The organism is Sinomonas terricola, from assembly GCF_034931225.1.
GTDB lineage: Bacteria > Actinomycetota > Actinomycetes > Actinomycetales > Micrococcaceae > Sinomonas > Sinomonas terricola.
In genome coordinates this window covers 40,334-64,887 of sequence record NZ_JAYGGQ010000008.1, presented here as the reverse complement: position 1 = coordinate 64,887, position 24,554 = coordinate 40,334, and the positions used below count along the sequence as shown (strand labels likewise).

Here is a 24,554-nt window from a genome sequence, read left to right as displayed (position 1 = left end):
CGTTTCAACCTTTTAATTCCGTCCTGTGAGGCGGGGAAGGGGTTCTGCCATGGCACACGCCACTGCAGACGAGGGAGCATCCGGGACCGCCGCCTCGGCGCACGCCGCGCCGCTTGGCCGCGTCGTCCTGAACGCTGCGGATATCGACCGCGCCCTCACGCGCATCGCGCACGAGATCCTCGAGGCCAACAAGGGCCCGCAGGACGTCGTCCTCCTCGGCATCCCGCGCCGCGGGTATCCGCTGGCCGTGCGCCTCGCTCACAAGCTCGCGGCCGCCGACCCGAGCGTCGTCGCCGAGCAGATCATCGGCCAGCTCGACATCACGATGTTCCGCGACGACCTCTCGCGGCAGCCGACGCGCCAGCCGGAACGCACCAAGCTCCCGCCTCAGGGTATCGACAACAAAGTCGTCGTCCTGGTCGACGATGTCCTCTACTCGGGCCGGACCATCCGCGCCGCCCTCGATGCGCTCGTGGATCTGGGCCGCCCGCGGATCGTGCGCCTCGCCGTCCTCGTCGACCGAGGCCACCGCGAGCTGCCCATCCGTGCGGACCACGTCGGCAAGAATCTCCCGACGTCGGCCTCCGAGAAGGTTCGCGTGCGCCTTGCCGAAGTCGACGGAACGCCCGGGTCGGAATTCGTCGAGGACCACGTCGCGATCGAGGCGCCGCGGGCATCCGCCACAGCCGAAGGACAGGAAGCCCGCGCGTGAAGCACCTCCTCTCGACGCGTGACCTGACCGCCGCCGAGGCCATCCAGATCCTCGACACCGCCGAGGAGATGGCGGCCGTCAACGACCGCGAGGTCAAGAAGCTCCCGGCGCTGCGCGGCCGGACGGTCGTGAACCTGTTCTTCGAGGATTCGACGCGCACGCGGATCTCCTTCGAGGCGGCCGCGAAGCGGCTCTCGGCCGACGTCATCAACTTCGCCGCGAAGGGCTCCTCCGTGTCGAAGGGCGAGTCGCTCAAAGACACGGCCCAGACGCTCGAAGCGATCGGCGCGGACGCCGTCGTCATCCGCCATCCCGCATCCGGCGCGCCGCACCGGCTCGCGACGACGGACTGGATCGACGCAGCCGTCGTCAACGCGGGTGACGGCACGCACGAGCATCCCACGCAGGCGCTCCTCGACGCGTTCACACTTCGGCGCCACCGCGCCCAGGTGGCCGGCGTCGACTCGGCCGGCGCCGACCTCGCGGGAACCCGCGTCGTGATCGTGGGGGACATCCTCCACTCGCGCGTGGCGCGCTCGAACGTGTGGCTCCTCACGACGCTCGGCGCGCACGTCACGCTCGTGGCCCCGCCCACACTCCTCCCGTTCGGCGTCGAGCACTGGCCGTGCAACGTGAGCTACGACCTCGACGGCGCCCTCGCCGGCGCGCCGGATGCCGTCATGATGCTGCGCGTCCAGGCCGAGCGCATGAATGCCTCCTACTTCCCCTCGACGGCCGAGTATTCGCGGCTGTGGGGCCTCGGGGACGAACGGTTCGCACGCTTCTCCGCCCCCGAGCTCAAGGACACCGTCATCCTGCACCCGGGCCCCATGGTCCGCGGCCTCGAGATTTCCTCGGCCGCCGCGGACTCGGAGCGTTCCCAGGTTCTGCGCCAGGTGGCCAACGGCGTCTCCGTGCGCATGGCCGTCCTCTATCTGCTCATGTCTGCGAAGGAGTTTGCCTCATGACCCGCGATGCCAACGCTGCGCCCGCGTACCTTCTCCGGGGCGCGGCCCTCTACGGCGGCGAGCGTGGGGACATCCTCGTCGAGAACGGCCGGATCTCTGCCGTCGGCGCGCTCGGCGACGGGAATGGCGCGAAGGTCATCGACGCCGACGGGCTAGTGGCGCTCCCGGGCTTCGTGGACGTTCACACCCATCTGCGCGAGCCGGGCCGCGAGGACGCCGAGACCGTAGAAACAGGGTCACGGGCCGCCGCGCTCGGCGGCTACACCGCGGTGCACGCGATGGCGAACAGCAATCCCGTCGCCGACACGGCCGGCGTCGTCGAGCAGGTCCACAGCCTCGGCCGCCGTGCGGGCTGGGTGGACGTCCGCCCGGTGGGTGCCGTCACCGTGGGCCTTGGGGGAACCCAGCTCGCCGAACTCGGCGCCATGGCCGGCTCTGCGGCCCGCGTGCGCATGTTCTCGGACGACGGCATCTGCGTGCACGATCCCGTCCTCATGCGGCGGGCCCTCGAATACGTCAAGGCATTCGACGGCGTCGTGGCCCAGCACGCGCAGGAGCCCCGGCTCACCGCGGGCGCCCAGATGAACGAGGGCGCTGTCTCAGCGGTCCTCGGCCTCCCCGGCTGGCCCGCGGTCGCGGAGGAGAGCATCATCGCGCGGGACGTGCTGCTCGCCCAGCACGTCGGCTCCCGCCTGCATGTGTGCCACGTCTCGACTGCGGGCTCGGTCGAGATCGTGCGATGGGCCAAGTCGCGCGGCATTGCCGTGACGGCCGAGGTGACCCCGCACCACCTGTGGCTCACCGACGAGCTCGTGCGCAGCTACGACCCCGTCTACAAGGTCAACCCGCCCCTCCGTACGCAAGAGGACGTCGAGGCGCTTCGGGCCGCCCTCGCAGACGGCACGATCGACGTCGTCGGCACCGACCACGCGCCCCACCCGAGCGAGCACAAGGAATGCGAGTGGGCGCAGGCGGCCATGGGCATGACCGGCCTCGAGACGGCGCTCTCCGTCGTCCAGCACACGATGGTCGAGACCGGCCTCCTCGACTGGCGCGGCGTCGCGCGCGCCATGTCGGAGGTCCCTGCCCTGATCGGGCGGGTTGCCGACCAGGGCCGGCCGCTCGCCGCGGGGGAGCCCGCGAACCTCGTGCTCGTCGACCCGGCGGCCCGGTGGACCGTTGACCCGTCGCTCCAGGCGACCAAGGGCCGCAACTCGCCCTTCGCGGGCCGCGAGCTGCCGGGGCGCATCGTCGCGACGTTCTTCCGCGGCCACCCGACGGTGCTCGACGGCGCGCTCAACGAGCCTCACCCAGGCTCGGCCGAGGAGAACTGATGGAACGCGTGCTCCCGGCGCTCGTCATGCTCGCCGCCGCGGTCGCGATCGCCGCGCTCCTGTGGGTCGGCTGGCGCGGGCGCAAGCGGCGGCAGGCCGACGTCCCGGTGCCCGTGCCGCTCCCGGCCGACCCGGGGGCGGAGCGCTTCCGCGCCGAGGGCCACTACGTCACGACGACGACGGCGGGCGATTGGCTCGACCGGATCGCCGTACACGGGCTTGGCCTCAGGACGCCGGCCGACGCGGCCGTGTTCGACGGCGGCGTCCTGTTCGACAGGTCCGGCTCGGGCCCGCTGTGGGTCCCCGCCGCGGACCTCTCGGACGTGCGGCTCGAAGGCGGCATGGCCGGAAAGTTCGTCGAGCCGGGCGGGCTCGTCGTGCTCGGCTGGAAGCTCGGCGAGAAGGACGTCGACACGGGCTTCCGCACACGGCGCCCCGACGAGCGGGACGCCCTCGTTTCAGCGATCGAAGACCTCATTGCCGTGGGGCGCCCTCGGGGCGCCGAGCCCGGGCAGGACCAGGAAGAAGAGTAAAGGTGACTGAAATCAGAAAGTCGGTGCCGCAGAAGAACACGCCGGCCGTGCTCGTGCTCGAGGACGGCCGCGTGTTCCGCGGCCGCGCCTATGGCGCCGTCGGCACGACGCTCGGCGAGGCCGTCTTCGCAACCGGGATGACCGGCTACCAGGAGACCCTCACCGACCCCTCCTACGACCGGCAGATCGTCGTCCAGACCGCGCCGCACATCGGAAACACGGGCGTCAACAGCGACGATCCCGAGTCGCGCCGCATCTGGGTCGCGGGATACGTTGTGCGGGACCCCGCGCGTCGTCCGTCGAACTGGCGTGCTGAAGGCAGCCTCGACGAGGAACTCGTCCGCCAGGGCATCGTGGGCATCCAGGGAATCGACACGCGCGCCGTCACGCGTCACCTCCGTGAGCACCGCACGATGCGCGCGGGCATCTTCTCGGGCCCGGCAGCCGAGCGCACCGACCGCGAGCTCGTCGACGAGGTCCTCGCGAGCGCGCCCATGGAGGGTTCGCGTCTCGCCGAGGAAGTGAGCGTGGAGAGCGCATACACCGTCGAGCCGAGCGACCACGGCTGGGAGGGCGAGCCCCGGTTCTCGATCGCGGCCATCGACCTCGGCATCAAGGCCATGACGCCGCAGCGCTTCGCTGAGCGCGGCGTGCGCGTGCACGTCCTGCCGGCCACCTCGACGCTTGACGACGTCAAGGCGGTCAGCCCCGATGGCTTCTTCATGTCGAACGGGCCGGGCGACCCTGCCACGGCGGACGCCCAGGTCAGCCTCCTGCGCTCGGTGCTCGACGAGAAGATCCCGTACTTCGGCATCTGCTTCGGCAACCAGATCCTCGGGCGGGCGCTCGGCTTCGGCACGTACAAGCTCCGCTACGGCCACCGTGGCATCAACCAGCCGGTCATGGACCGCCGCACCGGCAAGGTCGAGATCACGAGCCAGAACCACGGCTTCGCGGTCGATGCCCCGCTCGATGGCCCGACCACGGCGCCCGAGGCGCATTACGGGCGCGTCGAGGTGAGCCACGTGAGCCTCAACGACCAGGTCGTCGAAGGCCTCGCGTGCCTCGACATCCCGGCGTTCTCGGTCCAGTACCACCCCGAAGCCGCGGCAGGCCCCCACGACGCCGCGTACCTGTTCGATCGGTTCATCGACCTCATGGAAGGCCAGCGCTCGGCGGGCGCCGAGGGCGACGGTCAGAGCCAGAAGACCTCTCAGAGCGAGGAAGCGAAGTAATGCCGAAGCGTACAGACCTCACAAGCGTCCTCGTCATCGGCTCCGGCCCGATCGTCATCGGGCAGGCCGCCGAGTTCGACTACTCGGGCACCCAGGCCCTCCGGGTGCTCAAGGAGGAGGGACTCCGCGTCATCCTCGTCAACTCGAACCCGGCCACGATCATGACCGACCCCGAGTTCGCCGACGCGACGTATGTCGAGCCGATCACGCCCGAGGTCGTCGAGAAGATCATCGCGAAGGAGCGCCCCGACGCGATCCTGCCGACGCTGGGTGGCCAGACGGCCCTCAACACGGCCATCGCGCTCGACAAGAACGGCGTCCTCGCGAAGTACGGCGTCGAGCTCATCGGGGCGAACATCGAGGCGATCGAGCTCGGCGAAGACCGCGAGAAGTTCAAGGGCGTCGTCGAGCGCTGCGGCGCCGAGTCTGCCCGGAGTGAGATCGTGCACTCCATCGACGAAGCCCTCGCCGCCGCCGAGACGCTTGGCTACCCGCTCGTGGTCCGCCCGTCCTTCACGATGGGCGGGCTCGGCTCGGGCTTCGCGTACACCGAGGAAGACCTGCGCCGCATCGTCGGCCAGGGCCTGCTCTACAGCCCGACCACCGAGGTGCTCCTCGAGGAGAGCATCCTCGGCTGGAAGGAGTACGAGCTCGAGATGATGCGCGACAAGAACGACAACGTGGTGGTCGTGTGCTCGATCGAGAACTTCGACCCCGTCGGAGTCCACACGGGCGACTCGATCACGGTCGCACCCGCGCTGACCCTCACCGATCGCGAGTACCAGAAGCTGCGCGACGTCGCGATCGCCGTCATCCGCGAGGTCGGCGTCGACACGGGCGGGTGCAACATCCAGTTCGCCGTCGACCCGAAGACGGGCCGCATCATCGTCATCGAGATGAACCCGCGCGTCTCCCGCTCGTCGGCGCTGGCCTCGAAGGCCACGGGCTTCGCGATTGCGAAGATCGCGACGAAGCTCTCCCTCGGCTACACGCTCGACGAGATCCCGAACGACATCACGCAGAAGACGCCGGCGAGCTTCGAGCCGACGCTCGACTACGTCGTCGTCAAGGTCCCGCGCTTCGCGTTCGAGAAGTTCCCGGCCGCGGATCCGACGCTCACGACCACGATGAAGAGCGTGGGCGAGGCCATGGCCCTCGGGCGCAACTTCACCGAGGCGCTCCAGAAGGCCCTGCGCTCGCTCGAGCAGCGCGGCGCGCAGCTCGAGTTCGCCCCCGTGCCCGAGTGGGAGGTCGCCGAGCTCGTCGAGAAGGCCAAGCGCCCCACGACGGACCGCCTCAAGCAGGTCCAGCGCGCTCTTCTCGGTGGCGCGAGCGTCGAAGAGCTGCACGCCGCGACCGGCATCGACCCGTGGTTCCTCGACCAGCTCCAGCTCCTCAACGAGGTCGCGGCGGAGATCAAGGCCGCCCCGGCGCTCACCGAGGACATCCTGCGGCTCGCGAAGCGGCACGGCTTCTCTGACGAGCAGATCGGCGCGCTCACGCACCACTCCGAAGACGTCGTCCGCGGCGTGCGGCAGGCGCTCGGGGTGCGTCCGGTCTACAAGACCGTGGACACGTGCGCGGCCGAGTTCGCGGCGTACACGCCGTACCACTACTCGTCCTACGACGAGGAGGACGAGGTCGGCCTCCACCCGAAGCCGTCGATCGTCATCCTCGGCTCAGGCCCGAACCGCATCGGCCAGGGCATCGAGTTCGACTACTCGTGCGTCCACGCTTCCATGGCCCTCCGCAAGGCGGGCTTCGAGACGGTCATGGTCAATTGCAACCCCGAGACGGTTTCGACCGACTACGACGTCTCGACGCGCCTCTACTTCGAGCCCCTCACGCTCGAGGACGTCCTCGAGGTCATCGCGGCGGAGGAGCGCACGGGCGGCGTCATGGGCGTGTTCGTCCAGCTCGGCGGCCAGACCCCGCTCAAGCTCGCGCAGCAGCTCGCCGACGCGGGCGTCCCGATTCTCGGCACGTCGCCCGAGGCCATCGACCTCGCCGAGCATCGCGGCGCCTTTGCGAAGGTGCTCGACGACGCCGGGCTCATCTCTCCCAAGAACGGCACAGCCGTCTCCTTCGACGAGGCGAAGCGCATCGCGGACGAGATCGGCTACCCGGTCCTCGTCCGCCCGTCGTACGTGCTCGGCGGCCGGGGCATGGAGATCGTCTACGACGAGGCCAACCTGCACCGCTACATCGAGAACGCGACCGAGATCACGCCGGACCACCCCGTGCTCATCGACCGCTTCCTCGAAGACGCCGTGGAGATCGACGTCGACGCGCTCTACGACGGCCGCGACCTGTATCTCGGCGGCATCATGGAGCACATCGAGGAGGCCGGCATCCACTCCGGCGACTCGGCGTGCGTCCTGCCGCCCGTGACGCTCGGGCAGAACGTGCTCGACCGAGTCCGCACGGCGACGCTCGCGATCGCCGAGGGCGTCGGGGTGCGGGGGCTCATCAACATCCAGTTCGCCCTCGCGTCGGACGTGCTCTACGTGCTCGAGGCCAACCCGCGCGCGTCCCGCACGGTCCCGTTCGTCTCGAAGGCCACAGGCGTGCAGCTCGCCAAGGCGGCCGCGCTCATCGGCACGGGCGTGTCGATCCACCAGCTCCGCACGGCGTATCACATGCTCCCGGAGAACGGTGACGGCGCCGAGCTCAACCCGAACGCCGCGGTAGCGGTCAAGGAGGCCGTCCTGCCGTTCAGCCGCTTCCGGACCCCCGAGGGCACGGTCGTCGACAGCCTGCTCGGCCCCGAGATGCGCTCGACCGGCGAGGTCATGGGCATCGACAAGCATTTCGACACGGCGTTCGCGAAGAGCCAGGCAGGTGCCAACAACGCCCTCCCGACCTCCGGCCGCGTCTTTGTCTCGGTTGCGAACCGGGACAAGCGCTCGGTGATCCTCGGCGTCAAAAAGCTCGCGGACCTCGGCTTCGAGATCGTCTCGACCGGCGGAACCGCCGCTGTGCTCCAGCGGAACGGCATCCAGGCGACGGTCGTCCGCAAGGTCGGCGAAGGTCCCGGCCCTGCCGGTGCGGATGGCGGCCAGGGCACGATCGTTGACCTCATCAACGACGGCCAGATCGACATGGTCTTCAACACGCCGTCGGGCGGGGCGGCACGCGGGGACGGCTACGAGATTCGCGCGGCCGCGACGTCCAATGGCAAGCCGTGCATCACGACCGTCGCCGAATTCAACTTCGCGGTCCTCGCAATCGAGGCCATGCGGCAGTTCGAGTGGGGCGTCACGAGCCTTCAGGAGCACGAGGCGCGCCTTCGTGGGGGCACGGTGGATGGGACGGGCCCGAGCAGCGCCGGCGGGCCCGGAAGCGCCGAGGCGAGCTCCGAAGAGCCGGCCAATGTCTGACGCCGCGGCCGGCGTCGAGCAGCTCGACCACGCGTCGCGCCGTGCGCCCTTCGGTGCGCGGCTCGGCGCGGCCATGCGCGAGCGCGGGCCGCTGTGCGTCGGCATCGATCCGCACCCGTCGCTCCTGGCCGCGTGGGGACTGGCCGACGACGCCGATGGGCTGCGCCGCTTCTCCCTCGCCGTGGTGGCCGCCGTGGCAGATCTCGCGGCCGCGCTCAAGCCGCAGGTTGCGCTCTACGAGCGCCACGGCTCGGCGGGGCTCGCGGTGCTCGAGGAGGTGCTGGCGGCGTCGGCCGAAGCCGGAGTGCTGAGCATCGCCGACGCCAAGCGGGGGGACATCGGGTCGACGATGGCGGCCTACGCCGACGCGTGGCTCGGCGAGGGCTCGCCTCTCGCCGCCGATGCGGTGACGCTGAGCCCGTATCTCGGCTTCGAGTCCCTCCGGCCAGCGCTCGAGACGGCCGCGGCGACGGGCCGAGGCGTCTTCGTCCTGGCCCTCACGTCCAATCCCGAGGGCGCCTCCGTGCAGCACGTGGGCGGCGCCCAGTCGGTCGCCAAGGCGATCTGCGAGGCCGCGGCTGAAGAGAACGGCCGCTACGCGGGAGAGCCGCTCGGCAGCGTAGGGCTCGTCGTCGGCGCAACGGTGGGCGACGCCGTCGAACGCCTCGGCCTCGACCTCGCCGCGGTGCGCGGTCCGCTCCTTGCGCCGGGTCTCGGGGCCCAGGGCGCGACGGGGAGCGCGCTCCGCGCCGCGTTCGGAGACGCGTATCCGCAGGTGCTCGGCACGTCGAGCCGGGACATCCTCGCGGGCGGCCCGCACCGCGCCGGCCTGCGCGAGCGCGCCGAGAGGACCCTCGCGGACCTCGTCGACGCGGGGTGAGCCCCAGGAGCCCGGGCGGCGAACTTCGCGGGCTCGCCGCACATTGCCATGCGGGGACGTTCGGGACTAGGTTCTGTGTCATCCGTGTGGGGGTGCGCGCGACGCCGAGCTGGGAGGCGACCATGGGACTCAATCCCCTGACGTCCGAAGAACGACGAGAGGCCGTGTCCAAAGCCACGGCGGCCCGCGCCCGCCGGGCCGAGGTGAAGGCTGCTCTCAAGGCGGGCGCGCTCTCGCTTGACAAGCTCTTCCGGCAGGCCGAAGAGGACGAGGCGCTGGCTCGGCTCAAGGTCACGGATATGCTCGAGGCCTTCCACGGCATCGGCCCCGTCCGCTCGCTCGCGATTTTGGACCATCTCGGCATCGCGCCGAGCCGTCGGCTGCGGGGCCTGGGCGTGCACCAGCGGCAGGCGCTGATAGATTTTCTCGAGGCGCATTAACGGTCCGCGCGGCCGCCGTGCGCCCGGACCTCATAGGCAAGGAGCACGGAAACAGGCGTGGACACGACAAAGGGCACATCGGGAACCGACGCCTCGAACGGCGAGGAGCCGGCGGCGCGCGCGAAGACAACCGGGCTCACAGTGCTCGCCGGGCCGACGGCCGTCGGCAAGGGGACGGTGTCCACCTATATTCGCGACAATTACCCCGAGGTGTGGCTCTCGGTCTCGGCGACGACGCGACCCGCGCGTCCGGGCGAGATCGACGGCGTCCACTACTTCTTCAAGGCCCCCGAGGAGTTCGACAGGCTCGTCGACGAGGGCGCGTTCCTCGAGTGGGCCGTCGTCCACGGGCACAACCGCTACGGGACGCTCCGGGCCTCGGTCGACGCCGCGATTGCCGACGGCAAGGCCGTCCTGCTCGAGATCGACCTGCAGGGCGCGCGCCAGGTCAAGGCTGCGATGCCGGAGGCACGCTTCGTGTTCCTCGCGCCTCCCAGCTGGGACGAAATGGTGCGCCGGCTCGTGGGCCGCGGCACGGAAACGGCCGAAGAACAGCAGCGCCGTCTCGAAACGGCTAAAATAGAACTCGCTGCCGAGCCGGAGTTCGATTTCACCGTCGTCAACGACGACGTCCGGCGTGCGGCAGACGAGCTTGTTTCACTCATGGGCCTGACCCCTCACACGCGCCAGTCGGCGCGCTGACGGCCGTCCAGACCTACCGCCAAGTGCATTGGAGAAATGTCGTGTCCTCTCACCCCGAAGGAATCATCAACCCGCCGATCGATGATCTGCTCACGAAGTCGGACTCGAAGTACGGGCTCGTGATCTTCGGGGCCAAGCGCGCCCGCCAGATCAACGCGTACTACGCCCAGCTCCACGAGGGCCTCTTCGAGTACGTGGGCCCGCTCGTCGACACGAAGCTCAACGAGAAGCCGCTTTCGATCGCGCTGCGCGAGATCAACGACGGCCTGCTCGTCGCGAAGCGCCCTGAGGGCGACGGCGAAGCCCAGCAGGACTAGCGCGGACCGCAGGGACAGACAGGGGAGGGGCTCGTGCGCGTCGTGGTCGGCGTAGGCGGCGGCATCGCCGCCTACAAGGCGGCATCGCTCGTGCGCCTCTTCACGGAGGCGGGGCATGACGTCACCGTCGTTCCCACCGAGTCGGCCCTCGCGTTCGTCGGCAAGGCCACGTGGGAGGCCCTTTCGGGCAAGCCCGTGCGCACGAGCGTCTTCGAGGCCGTCGAGACGGTCAACCACGTGCGGCTCGGGCACGAGGCGGAGCTCATCGTCGTCGCCCCCGCGACGGCGGATCTCCTCGCGCGGGCCGCGGGCGGGCACGCCGACGACCTCCTGACCAACGCGCTCCTCATGGCGCGCTGCCCGGTTCTCATGGCCCCGGCCATGCACACCGAGATGTGGCGCCACCCCGCAACCCGGGCGAACGTCGAGACGCTGCGTTCGCGCGGCGTCGTCGTCCTGGATCCCGCCGAGGGCCGGCTCACCGGCAAGGACAGCGGCCCCGGGCGGCTGCGCGAGCCGGAGGAGATCTTCTCCGCCGCGCTCGCGCTTGCCTCGCGACGTGAGCTGGGCGACGACCAGACGGACGACGGCGGGCCCCTCGCCGGCAAGCGGATCCTCCTTTCGGCCGGCGGGACGCGCGAACCGATCGACCCCGTGCGCTTCCTCGGCAATCGCTCGTCAGGGAAGCAGGGCGCGGCCATCGCGCGCGCTGCGCTGCGGGCGGGCGCCTCGGTGACGTTCGTCGCGGCGCATCTCGACGTGCCGCCGCCCGCTGGGGTCGAGCTCGTCAAGGTCGAGACGGCCGTCGAGCTGCGCGACGCAATGGTCGAGCGGGTCGCTGCCGCGGACGTCGTCGTGATGTCTGCCGCCGTCGCCGACTTCCGCCCTGCGCGCCGCCACCATTCCAAGATCAAGAAGCGCGATGACGTCCCCGACGCCCCGATCGAGCTCGTCCGCAATCCCGACATCCTCGTCGAGCTTGTCCGTCGGCGAGACGCGGCGGGCACTCAGCAGCTCATCGTCGGCTTCGCGGCGGAGACAGGCGACAACGGCGCCGACGTGCTCGCATACGGACGGGCCAAGCTCGAGCGCAAGGGCTGCGAGCTCCTCGTCGTGAACGAGGTCGGCACGGATCGCGTCTTCGGGCTCGACGAGAACAGCGTCACGATTCTCGCGAAGGACGGAAGCCAGCCCCAGCACGTGGCGGGCAGCAAGGACGAGGTGGCGGAGGCCGTCGTCGTCCGCATCGCGCGCGCGCTCGACGCGCGCTGAGGCCGGGGCCGCCGAGGTGCGGCCCAGCACTTCGCGAAGCGAAACATGGACCCCGGGTTGTGCCGGGGCAGGAAGTAGAGTAGAGCAGTGACCCACGCCCCCCACGGTGCCGCACGCCCGGCCGACACGACCGCCCTGAGGCTTTTCACGTCCGAGTCCGTCACGGAAGGGCACCCGGACAAGATCTGCGATCAGATCAGCGACGCGATCCTCGACGCGCTCCTCGCGGCGGACCCCGAGTCGAAGGTCGCTGTCGAGACGATGGCGACGACGGGCCTCGTCCACGTCGCGGGCGAGGTCACGACCGACGCGTACGTCGAGATCCCGCAGATCGTGCGCAACACAATCCTGGGCATCGGCTACGACTCATCCGCGAACGGCTTCGACGGCGCGCGGTGCGGCGTGTCCGTCTCGATCGGCCAGCAGTCCTCGGACATCTTCGACGGCGTGTTCAACTCGCTCGAGTCCCGCGAGGGGACGCTCGAGGACGAGTACGACCGTCAGGGCGCGGGCGATCAGGGCATCATGTTCGGCTACGCGAGCGACGAGACGCCGAGCTTCATGCCGACGCCGATCTGGCTCGCGCACCGCCTTTCGGAGCGCCTCACGGAAGTGCGCAAGAACGGCGAGCTTCCGTACCTTCGCCCGGACGGCAAGACCCAGGTCACGGTCGGGTACGACGGCGACCGGCCTGTCACGGTCGAGACGGTCGTCATCTCGAGCCAGCACGCCGAGGGGACCCAGCTCTCCCAGCTGCGCGCCGACCTCGCGGACCACGTCATCGCGCCCATCCTCGAAGCGAGCCTGCTCGAATCGGATCACGTGCGGAGCATCCTCAACCCGGCAGGCCCGTTCATCATCGGCGGCCCGGTGGGCGACGCAGGCCTCACAGGCCGCAAGATCATCGTCGACACGTACGGCGGGTTCTCGCGTCACGGCGGCGGGGCGTTCTCGGGCAAGGACCCCTCGAAGGTCGACCGCTCGGGCGCGTACGCGATGCGCTGGGTCGCCAAGAACGTCGTGGCGGCGGGTCTCGCGCGGCGCGCGGAGATCCAGATTGCCTACGCGATCGGCCAGGCGCGGCCTGTGGGCATCTATGTCGAGACGTTCGGTACCGAGAGCGTCGATCCGCTGCGGATCAGCGCCGCGATCAACGAGATCTTCGACCTGCGGCCGCGGGCCATCATCGATGCCCTCGACCTCAAGCGACCCATCTACGCCAAGACGGCAGCCCACGGGCACTTCGGCCGTGACGAGGCCGACTTCACGTGGGAGCGGCTCGATCGCGTCGACGCGCTCAAGGACTTCTTCAACGCCTGATGGCGGAGCGCACGCCCGGTTCGCCTGGGGGAGGCCCGGACGCGACGCAGCCGTCGCTCCTGCTCGGATTCCCTGAGCCTGTTCGGGAGGATGCTTCCCGGCCCGAGCCAGCCCGCGAGCGGCCCGTCGCGCGCGTGTGCGTCGAATCCCCGCTCCCGCAGCTCGATCGGCTCTTCGACTACCTCGTCCCCGAATCCCTCTCGGAAGAAGCCCAGCCCGGCGTCCGAGTCCGCATCCGTCTCTCGGGGCAGGAACTCTCGGGCTTCATCATCGAGCGGGTCGAAACCTCGGACGCTGGTGTTGCGCTCCAGCCGCTGGCCAAGGTCGTTTCCCCCGCCGTGGTCCTCACCCCGGCCGTGTCGCGGCTCGCCGCGGCGGTGGCGGAGCGCTGGGCGGGCGCGCTCGGTGACGTCCTCCGCTTCGCGGTTCCGCCTCGCGCCGCGCGCGTCGAGGCCGACTACCTGCCCGAACTCGCGGGCGGTGCCCTCGCCGCGAACCCCTCGGACGCGGCCTCTCAGGCTGCGAACCAGGGGAGCGCGGAGGCGACCCCGAGCTCGTGGGCCGAGCTGCGGCGAGGGCCTGCGTTCCTCCGTCACCTCGCGGCGGGCGGGAGCCCTCGCGCATCGCTTGAGGCCGTCGAGGGGTACGGACCGCGCGGCTGGCCCGCTCTGGTCGCCGAGGCCGTGCGGGCCGCGCGGCTCTCTGGACGCGGCGCGCTCGTCGTCGTGCCCGACCGCCGCGACCTCGACCGCGCCCATGACGCCGTCGCCGCCGCGCTTCCCCACGAATCCGTGGTGCGCCTCGCGGCCGAGGATGGCCCGTCGCAGCGCTACCGCGGATTCCTCGACCTCTTGTCGGGCCGGTCTCGCGTCGCCGTCGGAACGCGAGGCGCCGCCCTCGCCCCGATCCAGGAGCTCGGCCTCGTCGTGTGCTGGGACGACGGCGACGATCTCCACGCGGAACCCCGCGCCCCGTATTTCCATGCGCGTGAGGTCTGCTTCCTGAGGTCCGAGCTCGAGGACGCCGCGCTCCTCGTGGCGGGTCACGCCGTGACTTCCGAGGTGCAGCGCGTCGTGGACAGCGGGTGGCTTCAGAGCGTCTCTGCACCTCGCGCCGCGCTGCGGGCACGACTCCCGCGCGTCGTCAGCACGGCAGACAGCTTCGAGAGCTCGCGGGATCCGTTCGCGGGGATCGCCCGCCTGCCGCACGTGGCCTGGCGGACAGCTCGCGACGCCCTCGCGCGCGGCCCCGTCCTGGTCCAAGTCGCCCGCGCCGGCTACGCGCCGTCGCTCGCGTGCGAACGGTGCCGCGAGCCGGCACGGTGCACCGAGTGCGCTGGTCCGCTCGCGGAGGGTGCAGCGACTGGCGGGCAGCGCCCGGTCGCCTGCCGCTGGTGCGGCACTCCCGCGACGGCGTGGGCCTGCAGCCATTGCGGCGGCCGCACGCTACGGCGGGCAGCGGTCGGCGCGCTGAGGACAGCGGAGGAACTCGGGCGCGCCTTCCCCGGTGCCGTCGTCGTCACGTCGTCGGGAGACCAGGTCAAGGCGGACGTGCCGGATACCCCCGCCCTCGTCGTCGCTACTGTCGGCGCAGAGCCGGTCGCCCCGTCCGGGTATGCCGCCGCGCTCCTGCTCGACGGCGATTCCCTCCTCGGGCGGGAGAGCCTTCGGGCCGGGGAGGAGGCCTTCCGCCGCTGGGTCAACGCCGCAGCGCTCGTGCGCCCCGCGGCCAGCGGCGGAACCGTCGTCATCACGGCCCGGGACCATGAGGCTGTCTCGGCGCTCGTCCGTTGGGATCCGTCCGGATTCGCCGAACGGGAGCTCGGCCTCAGGCGCGGCCTCTCGCTCCCGCCCGCGGTCAGGATCGCGGCCGTGACGGGATCCAGGCCCGCCGTCGAGGCCTACGCGCACACGGCGGCCGAGGTTCTGGCCCGCGACGGCGTCCGTACCGCCGGTCCCGTGCCGCTGCCGGCGCCAGGCGGCACCGCGGCGGACGACGTCGCGTGGCGGCTCCTCGTCTTCTTCCCCATTGCCCAGGGTCCCGACGTCTCGCGGGGACTGCGCTCGGCGCGCATTGCGCTCGCGACGCGCCGCGGCTCCGAACCGGTGCGGCTCAGGCTCGACGGCGCGGACCTCCTGTAGGGCCCCGCCCGCGGCAGCCCTCAGCTGCGGCCGGTGCGCCGGGCCCGGAACAGCTCGATAGCCTCTTCGGCTGCGTCGATCAAGGCGTCGGCAGACCGATCCCAGGTGAAGGTGCCCGCTTGCCTGACGGCGTCGCGCGAGGCTTCGGGCCACACGCCGGGCAGCTCGAGCTCGCGGACCGCGGCTGCGAAGGCGTCCGCCGAATCGGGATCGACAAACCGTGCACCGTCGCCGCCGACCTCGCGGAAGATCGGGATGTCGCTCGCGATGACGGGCGTTCCGAGGGACATGGACTCGACGAGCGGAAGGCCGTATCCCTCCGAGCGCGAGAGGCTCACGAGGGCCGTGGCCTCGCGGAGGATGGCCTCGTACTCGTCCTCGGTCACTCCTCCGTGGAATTCGACGGTGGCTCCGGGAGGCACCACGGCCTCGAGCTCTGCGCGGCGCTCGGGCGAGATCCGGCTCAGGAGGTGCAGGGTGTAGTCGGGAAGCGAGCGCATCCCCGCGATGACGGTCTCGACGTTCTTGTACGGCATGAACGAGCCCATGTAGACGAGGCTCGGCGCGGGGGAAGCGTCCGGGTTGCGCGGCTCGCGGCCGTTCTGCGGCGCGTTGCCCACAATGCGCACGGGTCGCCGCGTGAGCCGCTTCTCGGCCATGAGCCACTTGGTCGTGTGGCTCACGGTCGCGACGACGTCGGCTCGGTTGAGCAGGACGCGCTGGGGCCAGTAGGCCTTGTGGTAGAGCCGCCAGAGGAGGCGCACGGGCGCCGGGAGGAAGCCGGGCGGCTCGGGGTGCTCGTAGTAGATGAGATCGTGCAGCGTGAGGATGAGGGGGTATCGACGGCCCCACGTTCCCATCGTCTGCATGGGGCAGAACACGACGTCGGGGTTCAGGCCGTTGACCTTCGCCGCGACGAGGAGCTCGGCGGGGGAGAGGGGGCTCGACACCTTGACGTGCGGAACGTTGGGGAGCAGCGCGAGCTGCCGCTCGTCGTTGATGAGCATGGCCGTCTCAGTGCGCTCGGCCAGGGCCGCGATGAGGCTCGCCCCGTAGCGGCTGATGCCGTCGTGGTGGTCGGTCCGGGTGAAGCGCGCGTCGACGAGGATTCTCATCCCCGGGCCTCCTCAGCCACGAACCCTCGGATCGCTTCGGCGGCGGGCTGCGGCGTCTCATAGTGGATGAGGTGCCCGACGCCGGGGATCACGGTGAGGCGCGAATCGGGAAGCCGCTCATGGAATCGGCGGACCGCGGCGAGCGGCGCGACCTCGTCGCGGTCGCCCGCGATGAGAAGCACGGGCAGCCTGAGGTCGTCCGCGACTTCAGCCGCCGTGTGGGAGACGGAGGCCTCGAAGGACTCGAGGAGCATGTCCCGGTTCGCGAAGCTCGAGAAGTGGCTTGCATGCTGGCCGTGGACGAAGCTCCGGAGGTCGGTGTCTCGGGTCTTCGCCATGGCCTCGCTCATGACGCGCACGATCAGCGGGTGCCGCAGGAGGCCCGCGCCGATGGACGCCGGAAGCGCCGCGCCGGCCCGGTAGTACGCCACCGCGAGCCGGCTGAGGATCCCCTGAGGTCCCTCGAGGGCGGGTGCCGAGATGGGGTTGACGAGGATGAGCCGCGAGAAACGGGTGGGGTTCTGGGCGACGAAGTGGGCGGCGACGATCGAGCCGAACGAGTGGCCCAGGAGGACGGTGTCGTCCCTGAGCCCGAGCGCGTCGGCGAGCGCATCGAGCCACGCCACGTATCCCGCGATGTCGTGCGGCGCGCCGAGGGGGGCGGACTCGCCGAATCCGGGAAGGTCGGGCATGATGACGCGAGCCTCGGGGAGGCGGTCCACGATCCGCAGGAGGCCGTGGTGAGTGCCGCGGAAGCCGTGGACGGCGAGGATCGTGGGCATCGCTGGGCCGTCCGTCGTGCCGGACCCGGGCTCGGGCTCGTAGGAGAAGACCGCGGTCTCGGCGCCGAGGACGGTCACGCTCGAACGACGTTCGCGCCGATCGAGGCCCGGTGAGAGGAACCCAGGGGTTGCGACCGCGGCCATCAGCACGCTCTGTCCGCAAGGGGAAGCAGGGTCATGCCACGACTCTACCTGTCTGGCTTGTGCGGGGCCGTCAGGCGTCGAGCGCGAGGAGCGCACGCACGGTGGCTTCGTCGGCGACGAGCTCGGTGATGAGCCGCGCGTGGAGCGCCCCGCGGAGGCTTCGCGCCTTCGCGGATCCCGAGACGACGCAGAACCTGTGCGGGACGGAGCGGACGAGGCGGTGGTCGGGGCCGGTTGCCCGTTCGTTGAGGGTGATCCCGTCGGAGCTGCCGTCCTCGCGGAAGAACACCGTGGCGACGTCACCCACCACGCCTTCCCGTGCGAGCGAGGCCGTATCGTCCGCGTCGAGATACTCGGCGGCATAGACGTGGCTCGGCACGTCGGCGGCAATCGAGCCGATGCCGAAGACTGCCAGGGACATGCGGGCCTGGATGTCGAGCACGCGCCGCACGCTGCGCTCGTGCCACATGAGCCGCTTGGTCTCGGCGCGATCGAAGAAGGCAGGCACCGGAAACTCTTCGACGGCCGCGTCGTAAGCCGCGCCGAAGCGATGCATGATCTCGCTCGCATAGCCGAGGCCCATCGTCTGCGTGTTGGCGGCGCCGTTGAGCTGGACCACCGTGGTCCCGTGCGTGGACTTGCGGTTCAGGTAGCGGCTCATCGCGCTGAGCGTCGATCCCCACGCGACGCCGACGACGGCGTTCGAGCTCACGAGCGGCGTGAGCGTGCGTGCCGCGTACATCGCGACGCGGTCGAGGGTTTCGGCCTCGTTGAGGTTCGAGACGTGCGGAACCACGTGCGCCCGGATGCCATAGCGCCTCACGACGGCGGATTCGAGTTCCGCGGACGATTCGAGGGGGTTCCAGATCTGGATCTGGACGAGCCCGGTCTCCCGCGCGAACGAAAGGAGACGGGAGACGGTCGAGCGCGACGTCCGGAGCTCGCGGGCGATCGCGTCCATCGTGAGGTCCTGGAGATAGTAGAGCTGCGCGGCGAGCAGTGCGTCCCGATCCTTGCGGGCCCCGGGAGACTGTGCGGATTTCGGCCCTTCAGCCACGTCCGAGGGCGGGGGAATCGACGGCATGGGAACCATTTTTGCACGTTTGTGCATTGGCCTTGAATTGTTCTTTCAGCCTCTCGAAGAATGGGCGGAGCGATCCCTTCCCAACGCCCCAAGGAGAACTCCGTGGACCATGCCCGCGATGCCGCGACCGGCCCTGCCAACCCCCGTCCCGCCGTCGACGCCCTCCGAGGCCGACCGGCCGCGCAGGTGCTCATCATCGGCGGCGGAATCAACGGTGTCGGGACGTTCCGCGACCTCGCACTTCAGGGAATCGACGTCGCACTCGTCGAGCGGGGCGACTATTGCCAGGGCGCGTCCGGGGCGTCGTCGCACATGATCCACGGAGGGATCCGCTACCTCGAGAACGGCGAATTCCGGCTCGTCCGCGAATCAGTCGTCGAGCGCAACCGCCTCCTGCGGATCGCGCCGCACTACGTCAAGCCGCTCCAGACGACGATCCCGATCTTCAGCACGTTCTCCGGCATCCTCAACGCGCCCCTGCGCTTCCTCACGCACCGCTCCGGCAGGCCGCAGGAGCGCGGTGCCGTGCTCATCAAGGCGGGCCTCTCGCTCTACGACGCCTTCTCGCGCGACGGCGGCAGCGTCCCTCGGCACCGCTTCGTCGGGCGCACGCGCTCCCTTGCCGACCTCCCGCAGCTGCGCCCCGACGTCAAGTACACCGCCACCTACTTCGACGCCTCGGTGCACAACCCCGAGCGGCTCACGCTCGACGTCCTTCGCGACGGGCTCACCGCGGGCGAGCACGCCCGCGCGGCCAACTACGTGAGCGCGGTGGGAATGGACGACGGCGCTGTCCGGCTCCGCGACGAGCTCACCGGAGAGGAATTCGCCTTCCGCGCGGACGTCGTCGTCAATGCGTCGGGCGCGTGGACCGATCGCACGAACGACGCGCTCGGCGCGGGCACGCGGTACATGGGCGGCACCAAGGGCTCGCACATCGTCCTTGACTCGCCCGCACTCCTGGCGGCCTGCGAGGGGCGGGAGATCTTCTTCGAGCACACCGACGGCCGGATCGTCCTCATCTATCCGATGGGCGACCGCGTGCTCGTCGGCACGACCGATGTCGCCGCGGGCGACGATCTCTCCCCGACGTGCACGGACGCGGAGATCGACTACTTCTTCGACCTCATCCGCCACGTCTTCCCCGAGGTCGCGGTAGGCCGCGAGGAGATCGTCTACACGTTCTCGGGGGTGCGGCCGCTCCCGCGCCACGACGACACGGCACCCGGCTTCATCTCGCGCGACTACCGCATCGAACGCTCCGGCGGGTCGGGGGCCGGGCCCGTGCGGCTCAGCCTCGTAGGCGGCAAGTGGACCACGTTCCGGGCGCTCGCGGAGCAGCTCTCCAACGACGTCCTCCGAGAGCTCGGCGCCAGCCGCCGGCAGAGCACGGCCGAACTGCCCATCGGCGGCGGCGAAGGCTTTCCGACGTCGGACGCGGACCGGGAGAGCTGGCTCAAGGCGCAGCTCGGCCCCGACATCAGCGCGGCCCGCGCCGGCGTGCTCCTCGAGCGCTACGGCACGCGAGCGGCTGAGGTCATTGGCTTCCTCCGCGCGGAAGCGGACAGCCCCCTCAAGAGCACGAATGAGCTGAGCGCCCGCGAGCTCGCCTACATGGCCAGGCACGAGCAGATCGGGCGGCTCGTGGACGTGTTGATCCGGCGCACGTCGCTCGCGTTCCGTGGGCTCGTGACCCACCTGCTCGTGTGGGAGGTGGCGGCCGTCCTCGCTCCGCATCTCGGCTGGGGCGAACAGCGGCTGGCAGCCGAGGTCCGCCATGCCCTTGAGACGCTCGCGACATCCCATCGCGTCGAGGTCGACGAACTCGTCGGCTGAGCGGCCGGTATTGTACGCACAGCGCATCCATTCCAAAGGAGCATGAATGTCCCAGCCGGGCGAAGCCGCGCAGTACGTCCTCGCGATCGATCAGGGAACCACGAGCACGCGGGCCATCGTGTTCGACCATGCGGGCAGGATCGTCTCGAGCGGCCAGCTCGAGCATGAGCAGATCTTCCCCCACGCGGGCTGGGTCGAGCACGATCCCCGGGAGATCTGGGACAACACGCGCGACGTCATCAGCCAAGCACTGTCCACGGCGAACCTCACGCGGTACGACATCTGCGCCGTCGGCATCACCAACCAGCGCGAGACGGCGGTCGTGTGGGACAAGGGCACGGGCGAGCCCGTCTACAACGCGATCGTGTGGCAGGACACCCGGACGCAGCCGATCGTCGACGAGCTCGCGGCGAGCGGCGGGGTCGAGCGCTTTACGGCGAAGGTGGGCCTGCCGCTCGCAACGTACTTCTCGGGCACTAAGATCCGGTGGATCCTCGACAACGTCCCGGGGGCGCGCGAGCGGGCCGAGGCGGGCGAGCTCCTATTCGGCAACACCGACTCCTGGGTCCTGTGGAACCTCACGGGAGGCCCTGACGGCGGCGTGCACATGACCGACGTCACGAACGCGTCGCGCACCCTCTTCATGGACCTCGAGACGCTCTCGTGGGACGAGGAGATCCTCGCTGCCTTCGGCGTTCCGGCGTCGATGCTTCCCGAGATCAGATCGTCCTCGGAGGTCTACGGAGTCGTGGGCGAAGGCGAGCCCCTTGCCGGAGTTCCCGTCGCAGGAATCCTTGGCGACCAGCAGGCCGCGACCTTCGGCCAGGCCGCCTTCGGCCCGGGGGCGGCGAAGAACACCTACGGCACCGGCTGCTTCCTCATCGTCAACACGGGCGAGCACATCGTCCGGTCGAAGAACGGCCTGCTCACCACCGTCGCCTACCAGCTCGGCAAGGAAGCACCGCGCTATGCGCTCGAGGGGTCCATCGCCGTCGCCGGCTCGCTCGTCCAATGGCTGCGCGACAACCTGGGCCTCATCCAGTCCGCACCGGAAGTCGAGAACCTCGCGCTCTCGGTGGACGACAACGGCGGGGTGTACATCGTCCCGGCGTTCTCCGGCCTCTTCGCACCGTACTGGCGGGCCGACGCGCGCGGCGTGATCGTCGGGCTCACGCGCTACGTCAACAAGGCCCACATCGCCCGTGCCGCGCTCGAGGCGACGGCGTTCCAGACCCGCGAAGTCCTCGATGCCGTCAACGCCGACTCGGGCGTCCCGCTCACCGAGCTCAAGGTCGACGGCGGCATGGTCGCCAACGACGTGCTCATGCAGTTCCAGGCGGACATCCTCGGGGTCGACGTGGTCCGCCCCACCGTGATCGAGACCACGGCGCTCGGCGCTGCCTACGCCGCGGGCCTCGCGGTGGGCTTCTGGAACGGCCTGGGTGAACTCGCCGCGAATTGGGGGGAGGATCGGCGCTGGCGCCCCTCCATGGATCCCGCCGAGCGTGACCGGCAGCTGCGCCTCTGGCACAAGGCGGTCGCGAAGTCGATGGACTGGACCGACACGGACACCCGCTGACCAGGCAGGCCCGCGCGGCCGCAGCGACCGGCCTCCGGCTCGCCCGGACGGGCCCGCGCGGCGCCTGCGCTAGGATAGGCCTATGCATGGCTTCCTGCTCCTTCCCTAGCCGCTCGTCGTGAGCGGCAGCCCCTCCCTGTGAGGGGCTTTTGTGTGTCAAGGGGCAGGTACGTGCGAGCGGAGGCGAACGCCACGGCGGGCGCCAGAGGAAACAGACATGTGGAGAGAAGCACGGTGAGCGAACAGCAGGGTGCTGAGCAGACGGGTGGGGCGGTGCTGTCCAACGCAGGGGACGGCGCGTACAGCTTCGCCGCGATCGAGGCCAAGTGGCCGGCGGTATGGGACGAGCTCGGCGTCTTCACGCCGAAGGACGACGGCAGCCGCGAGCGCCGCTACGTGCTCGACATGTTTCCGTATCCCTCGGGCGACCTCCACATGGGCCACGCCGAGGCGTTCGCGATGGGGGACGTCGTCGCGCGCTACTGGCGGCTCAAGGGCTACGACGTGCTCCACCCGATCGGCTGGGACTCCTTCGGCCTGCCCGCCGAGAACGCGGCGATCAAGCGCAACGCCCACCCTGCCGAGTGGACCTACGCCAACATCGACACCCAGGCGGCGTCCTTCAAGCGCTACGGCCTGAGCCTCGACTGGTCGCGTCGCCTGCACACGTCGGATCCCGAGTACTACCGCTGGACCCAGTGGCTGTTCCTGCGCTTCTACGAGCGCGGACTCGCGTACCGGAAGAACCACCCGGTCAACTGGTGCCCCAAGGACCTGACGGTGCTCGCGAACGAGCAGGTGGTCAACGGCGCGTGCGAACGCTGCGGCACGCCCGTGACGAAGAAGGCCCTCAACCAGTGGTACTTCAAGATCACCGAGTACGCCGACCGGCTCCTCGACGACATGGACGAGCTCGATGGCCGCTGGCCCGAGCGCGTCCTCGCGATGCAGCGCAACTGGATCGGGCGTTCGGAGGGTGCGCACGTCGACTTCGCGATCGAGGCGACCGACGACGGGAGCCGCCCCGACCGCTCCGTGACCGTGTTCACGACGCGCCCGGACACGCTCTACGGCGCGACGTTCTTCGTCGTCGCGGCGGATGCCGAACTCGCCGCCGAGATCGTGGCCCCCGACCAGGCCGAGGCCCTCGCGGAGTACCAGGACCGCGTCAAGGCGCTCTCCGAGATCGAGCGCCAGAACACGGATCGCGAGAAGACCGGCGTCTTCCTGGGCCGCTACGCGGTCAATCCGCTGAGCGGAGAGAAGCTCCCGGTCTGGGCCGCCGACTACGTGCTCGCGGACTACGGCACGGGGGCGATCATGGCCGTGCCCGCGCACGACCAGCGCGACCTCGACTTCGCGCGCGCCTTCGGCCTCCCGGTCCGCGCGGTGCTCGACACGGGCGAGGAGGACCCGGCGGTGAGCGGCGTCGCGACGTCGGGCGAGGGGACGATCGTCAATTCCGGTCCGCTCGACGGCCTCTCGAAGGCCGAGGGCATCGCCAAGGCCATCGAGATCGTCGAATCCGCCGCCACGGGAGCCGGAACGGTCAACTACCGCCTGCGCGATTGGCTCCTCTCGCGGCAGCGGTTCTGGGGCGCCCCGATCCCGATCATCCACTGCGACGTGGACGGCGAGGTCCCCGTCCCCGACGATCAGCTTCCCGTGCGCCTCCCGGACGACCTCCGCGGCGAGCAGCTCGCCCCGAAGGGCACCTCTCCGCTCGCGGCCGCCGAGCACTGGGTCAACGTCACGTGCCCCACGTGCGGCGGCCCGGCCAGGCGGGACACAGACACGATGGACACGTTCGTCGACTCGTCCTGGTACTACCTTCGGTACCTCTCGCCGGACTACTCCGAGGGGCCGTTCGACGTCGACGCGGCCAAGCGCTGGATGCCCGTCGCCCAGTACGTGGGCGGCGTCGAGCACGCGATCCTGCACCTTCTCTACAGCCGGTTCTTCACCAAGGTCCTCAAGGACATGGGCCTCATCGAGTTCGACGAGCCGTTCGCGGCGCTCATGAACCAGGGGCAGGTGCTCAACGGCGGCAAGGCCATGAGCAAGTCGCTCGGCAACGGCGTGGACCTCGGCGAACAGCTCGACCAGTTCGGCGTCGACGCCGTGCGCCTCACGATGGTCTTTGCGTCGCCGCCCGAGGACGACGTCGACTGGGCGGACGTTTCGCCGTCCGGCTCGGCCAAGTTCCTCGCGCGGGCGTGGCGGCTCGGCCAGGACGTGCTGAGCGAGCCCGGCGCGGACCCGGCCGCGGGAGACCGCGCGCTGCGTGCAGTCACCCACCGCACGCTTGCGGAGGCTTCGGAGCTCGTCGAGGCGCACAAGTTCAACGTCGTGATCGCGAAGGTCATGGAGCTGGTCAACGCGACACGCAAGGCGATCGACAACGGCCCCGGAGGAGCGGATCCGGCGGTGCGCGAGGCCGTCGAGGTCGTCGCGATCATCCTGAGCCTCGTGGCGCCGTACACGGCAGAGGACCTTTGGGCCGCGCTTGGCCACGAGCCGTCCGTCGCGAACGCGTCGTGGCCCGCCCATGATCCGTCCCTCCTCGTCGAGGAGACCGTGACCGCGGTCGTCCAGGTGCAGGGCAAGGTCCGCGATCGCCTCGAGGTCGATCCCGCGATCTCGGAGGACGAGCTGCGCGAACTCGCCCTCGCCTCGCCGAATGTCACGCGCATCCTCGACGGCCGGGGCATCCGCACGGTCATCGTTCGGGCGCCCAGGCTCGTCAACATCGTCCCGGCGTGACGGCCCCCGGAAACGGA

General features: G+C 70.3%; 19 protein-coding genes. 16 read left to right on the top strand and 3 right to left on the bottom strand.

Annotated features, from left to right (window positions below):
- Window positions 1-49: 49 nt before the first annotated feature.
- The 13 genes from pyrR to SPF06_RS11480 all read left to right on the top strand — a co-directional run bounded on the left by pyrR (window position 50) and on the right by SPF06_RS11480 (window position 15,234).
- The gene (gene pyrR / locus SPF06_RS11540; RefSeq protein WP_323279208.1) at window positions 50-712 is read left to right on the top strand and encodes a bifunctional pyr operon transcriptional regulator/uracil phosphoribosyltransferase PyrR; all 663 of its coding nucleotides are present in this window, start codon (window positions 50-52) and stop codon (window positions 710-712) included.
- Window positions 709-1,680 (top strand): aspartate carbamoyltransferase catalytic subunit, encoded by a 972-nt coding sequence (locus SPF06_RS11535; protein WP_323279207.1) that lies wholly within the window; start codon window positions 709-711, stop codon window positions 1,678-1,680. The genes pyrR and SPF06_RS11535 overlap by 4 nt, the downstream gene beginning before the upstream one ends.
- Window positions 1,677-3,014, top strand: a complete 1,338-nt coding sequence (locus SPF06_RS11530) for a dihydroorotase (RefSeq protein ID WP_323279206.1) — start codon at window positions 1,677-1,679, stop codon at window positions 3,012-3,014. The genes SPF06_RS11535 and SPF06_RS11530 overlap by 4 nt, the downstream gene beginning before the upstream one ends.
- The gene (locus tag SPF06_RS11525; RefSeq protein ID WP_323279205.1) at window positions 3,014-3,547 is read left to right on the top strand and encodes a PH-like domain-containing protein; all 534 of its coding nucleotides are present in this window, start codon (window positions 3,014-3,016) and stop codon (window positions 3,545-3,547) included. The genes SPF06_RS11530 and SPF06_RS11525 overlap by 1 nt, the downstream gene beginning before the upstream one ends.
- 2 nt (window positions 3,548-3,549) lie before the next feature.
- Window positions 3,550-4,782 (top strand): glutamine-hydrolyzing carbamoyl-phosphate synthase small subunit, encoded by a 1,233-nt coding sequence (carA, locus tag SPF06_RS11520; RefSeq protein WP_323279204.1) that lies wholly within the window; start codon window positions 3,550-3,552, stop codon window positions 4,780-4,782.
- On the top strand, window positions 4,782-8,162 hold the full coding sequence (carB, locus tag SPF06_RS11515; protein ID WP_323279203.1) for a carbamoyl-phosphate synthase large subunit: 3,381 nt from the start codon (window positions 4,782-4,784) through the stop codon (window positions 8,160-8,162). The genes carA and carB overlap by 1 nt, the downstream gene beginning before the upstream one ends.
- Window positions 8,155-9,042 carry an orotidine-5'-phosphate decarboxylase gene (gene pyrF, locus SPF06_RS11510; protein WP_323279202.1) on the top strand — a complete coding sequence of 296 codons (888 nt, stop codon included), beginning with the start codon at window positions 8,155-8,157 and terminating at the stop codon, window positions 9,040-9,042. The genes carB and pyrF overlap by 8 nt, the downstream gene beginning before the upstream one ends.
- Before the next feature lie 122 nt (window positions 9,043-9,164).
- Window positions 9,165-9,482, top strand: a complete 318-nt coding sequence (mihF, locus tag SPF06_RS11505) for an integration host factor, actinobacterial type (protein WP_323279201.1) — start codon at window positions 9,165-9,167, stop codon at window positions 9,480-9,482.
- A gap of 141 nt (window positions 9,483-9,623) precedes the next feature.
- A complete protein-coding gene (gene gmk, locus SPF06_RS11500; RefSeq protein ID WP_323279325.1) occupies window positions 9,624-10,184 on the top strand; it encodes a guanylate kinase in 561 nt (186 codons plus the stop codon).
- Between the two features lie 41 nt (window positions 10,185-10,225).
- Window positions 10,226-10,501: a DNA-directed RNA polymerase subunit omega gene (rpoZ, locus tag SPF06_RS11495; RefSeq protein WP_323279200.1), complete on the top strand. Its 276-nt coding sequence runs from the start codon at window positions 10,226-10,228 to the stop codon at window positions 10,499-10,501.
- A 33-nt stretch (window positions 10,502-10,534) separates the two neighbouring features.
- Window positions 10,535-11,773: a bifunctional phosphopantothenoylcysteine decarboxylase/phosphopantothenate--cysteine ligase CoaBC gene (gene coaBC / locus SPF06_RS11490; protein ID WP_323279199.1), complete on the top strand. Its 1,239-nt coding sequence runs from the start codon at window positions 10,535-10,537 to the stop codon at window positions 11,771-11,773.
- A gap of 87 nt (window positions 11,774-11,860) precedes the next feature.
- The gene (gene metK, locus SPF06_RS11485) at window positions 11,861-13,093 is read left to right on the top strand and encodes a methionine adenosyltransferase (RefSeq protein ID WP_323279198.1); all 1,233 of its coding nucleotides are present in this window, start codon (window positions 11,861-11,863) and stop codon (window positions 13,091-13,093) included.
- Window positions 13,093-15,234 (top strand): primosomal protein N' family DNA-binding protein, encoded by a 2,142-nt coding sequence (locus tag SPF06_RS11480; protein WP_323279197.1) that lies wholly within the window; start codon window positions 13,093-13,095, stop codon window positions 15,232-15,234. Before metK ends, SPF06_RS11480 begins: the two co-directional genes overlap by 1 nt.
- A gap of 20 nt (window positions 15,235-15,254) precedes the next feature.
- Here the strand turns inward: SPF06_RS11480 and SPF06_RS11475 are convergent, their stop codons facing one another.
- The 3 genes from SPF06_RS11475 to SPF06_RS11465 form a co-directional block, all read right to left on the bottom strand.
- A complete protein-coding gene (locus SPF06_RS11475; protein WP_323279196.1) occupies window positions 15,255-16,349 on the bottom strand; it encodes a glycosyltransferase family 4 protein in 1,095 nt (364 codons plus the stop codon).
- Window positions 16,346-17,275, bottom strand: a complete 930-nt coding sequence (locus tag SPF06_RS11470; protein WP_323279195.1) for an alpha/beta fold hydrolase — start codon at window positions 17,273-17,275, stop codon at window positions 16,346-16,348. Before SPF06_RS11470 ends, SPF06_RS11475 begins: the two co-directional genes overlap by 4 nt.
- Window positions 17,276-17,345: 70 nt before the next feature.
- Complete coding sequence (locus tag SPF06_RS11465; protein WP_428985753.1) at window positions 17,346-18,359, bottom strand: sugar-binding transcriptional regulator; 1,014 nt, start codon at window positions 18,357-18,359, stop codon at window positions 17,346-17,348.
- 102 nt (window positions 18,360-18,461) lie between these two features.
- On the opposite strand from SPF06_RS11465, the gene SPF06_RS11460 reads away from it, so the two are divergent.
- The 3 genes from SPF06_RS11460 (at window position 18,462) to leuS (ending at window position 24,537) form a co-directional block, all read left to right on the top strand.
- On the top strand, window positions 18,462-20,195 hold the full coding sequence (locus SPF06_RS11460) for a glycerol-3-phosphate dehydrogenase/oxidase (protein ID WP_323279194.1): 1,734 nt from the start codon (window positions 18,462-18,464) through the stop codon (window positions 20,193-20,195).
- Between the two features lie 46 nt (window positions 20,196-20,241).
- Window positions 20,242-21,774 carry a glycerol kinase GlpK gene (glpK, locus tag SPF06_RS11455; protein ID WP_323279193.1) on the top strand — a complete coding sequence of 511 codons (1,533 nt, stop codon included), beginning with the start codon at window positions 20,242-20,244 and terminating at the stop codon, window positions 21,772-21,774.
- A 234-nt stretch (window positions 21,775-22,008) separates the two neighbouring features.
- Window positions 22,009-24,537 (top strand): leucine--tRNA ligase, encoded by a 2,529-nt coding sequence (gene leuS / locus SPF06_RS11450; protein WP_323279323.1) that lies wholly within the window; start codon window positions 22,009-22,011, stop codon window positions 24,535-24,537.
- Window positions 24,538-24,554: the final 17 nt, after the last annotated feature.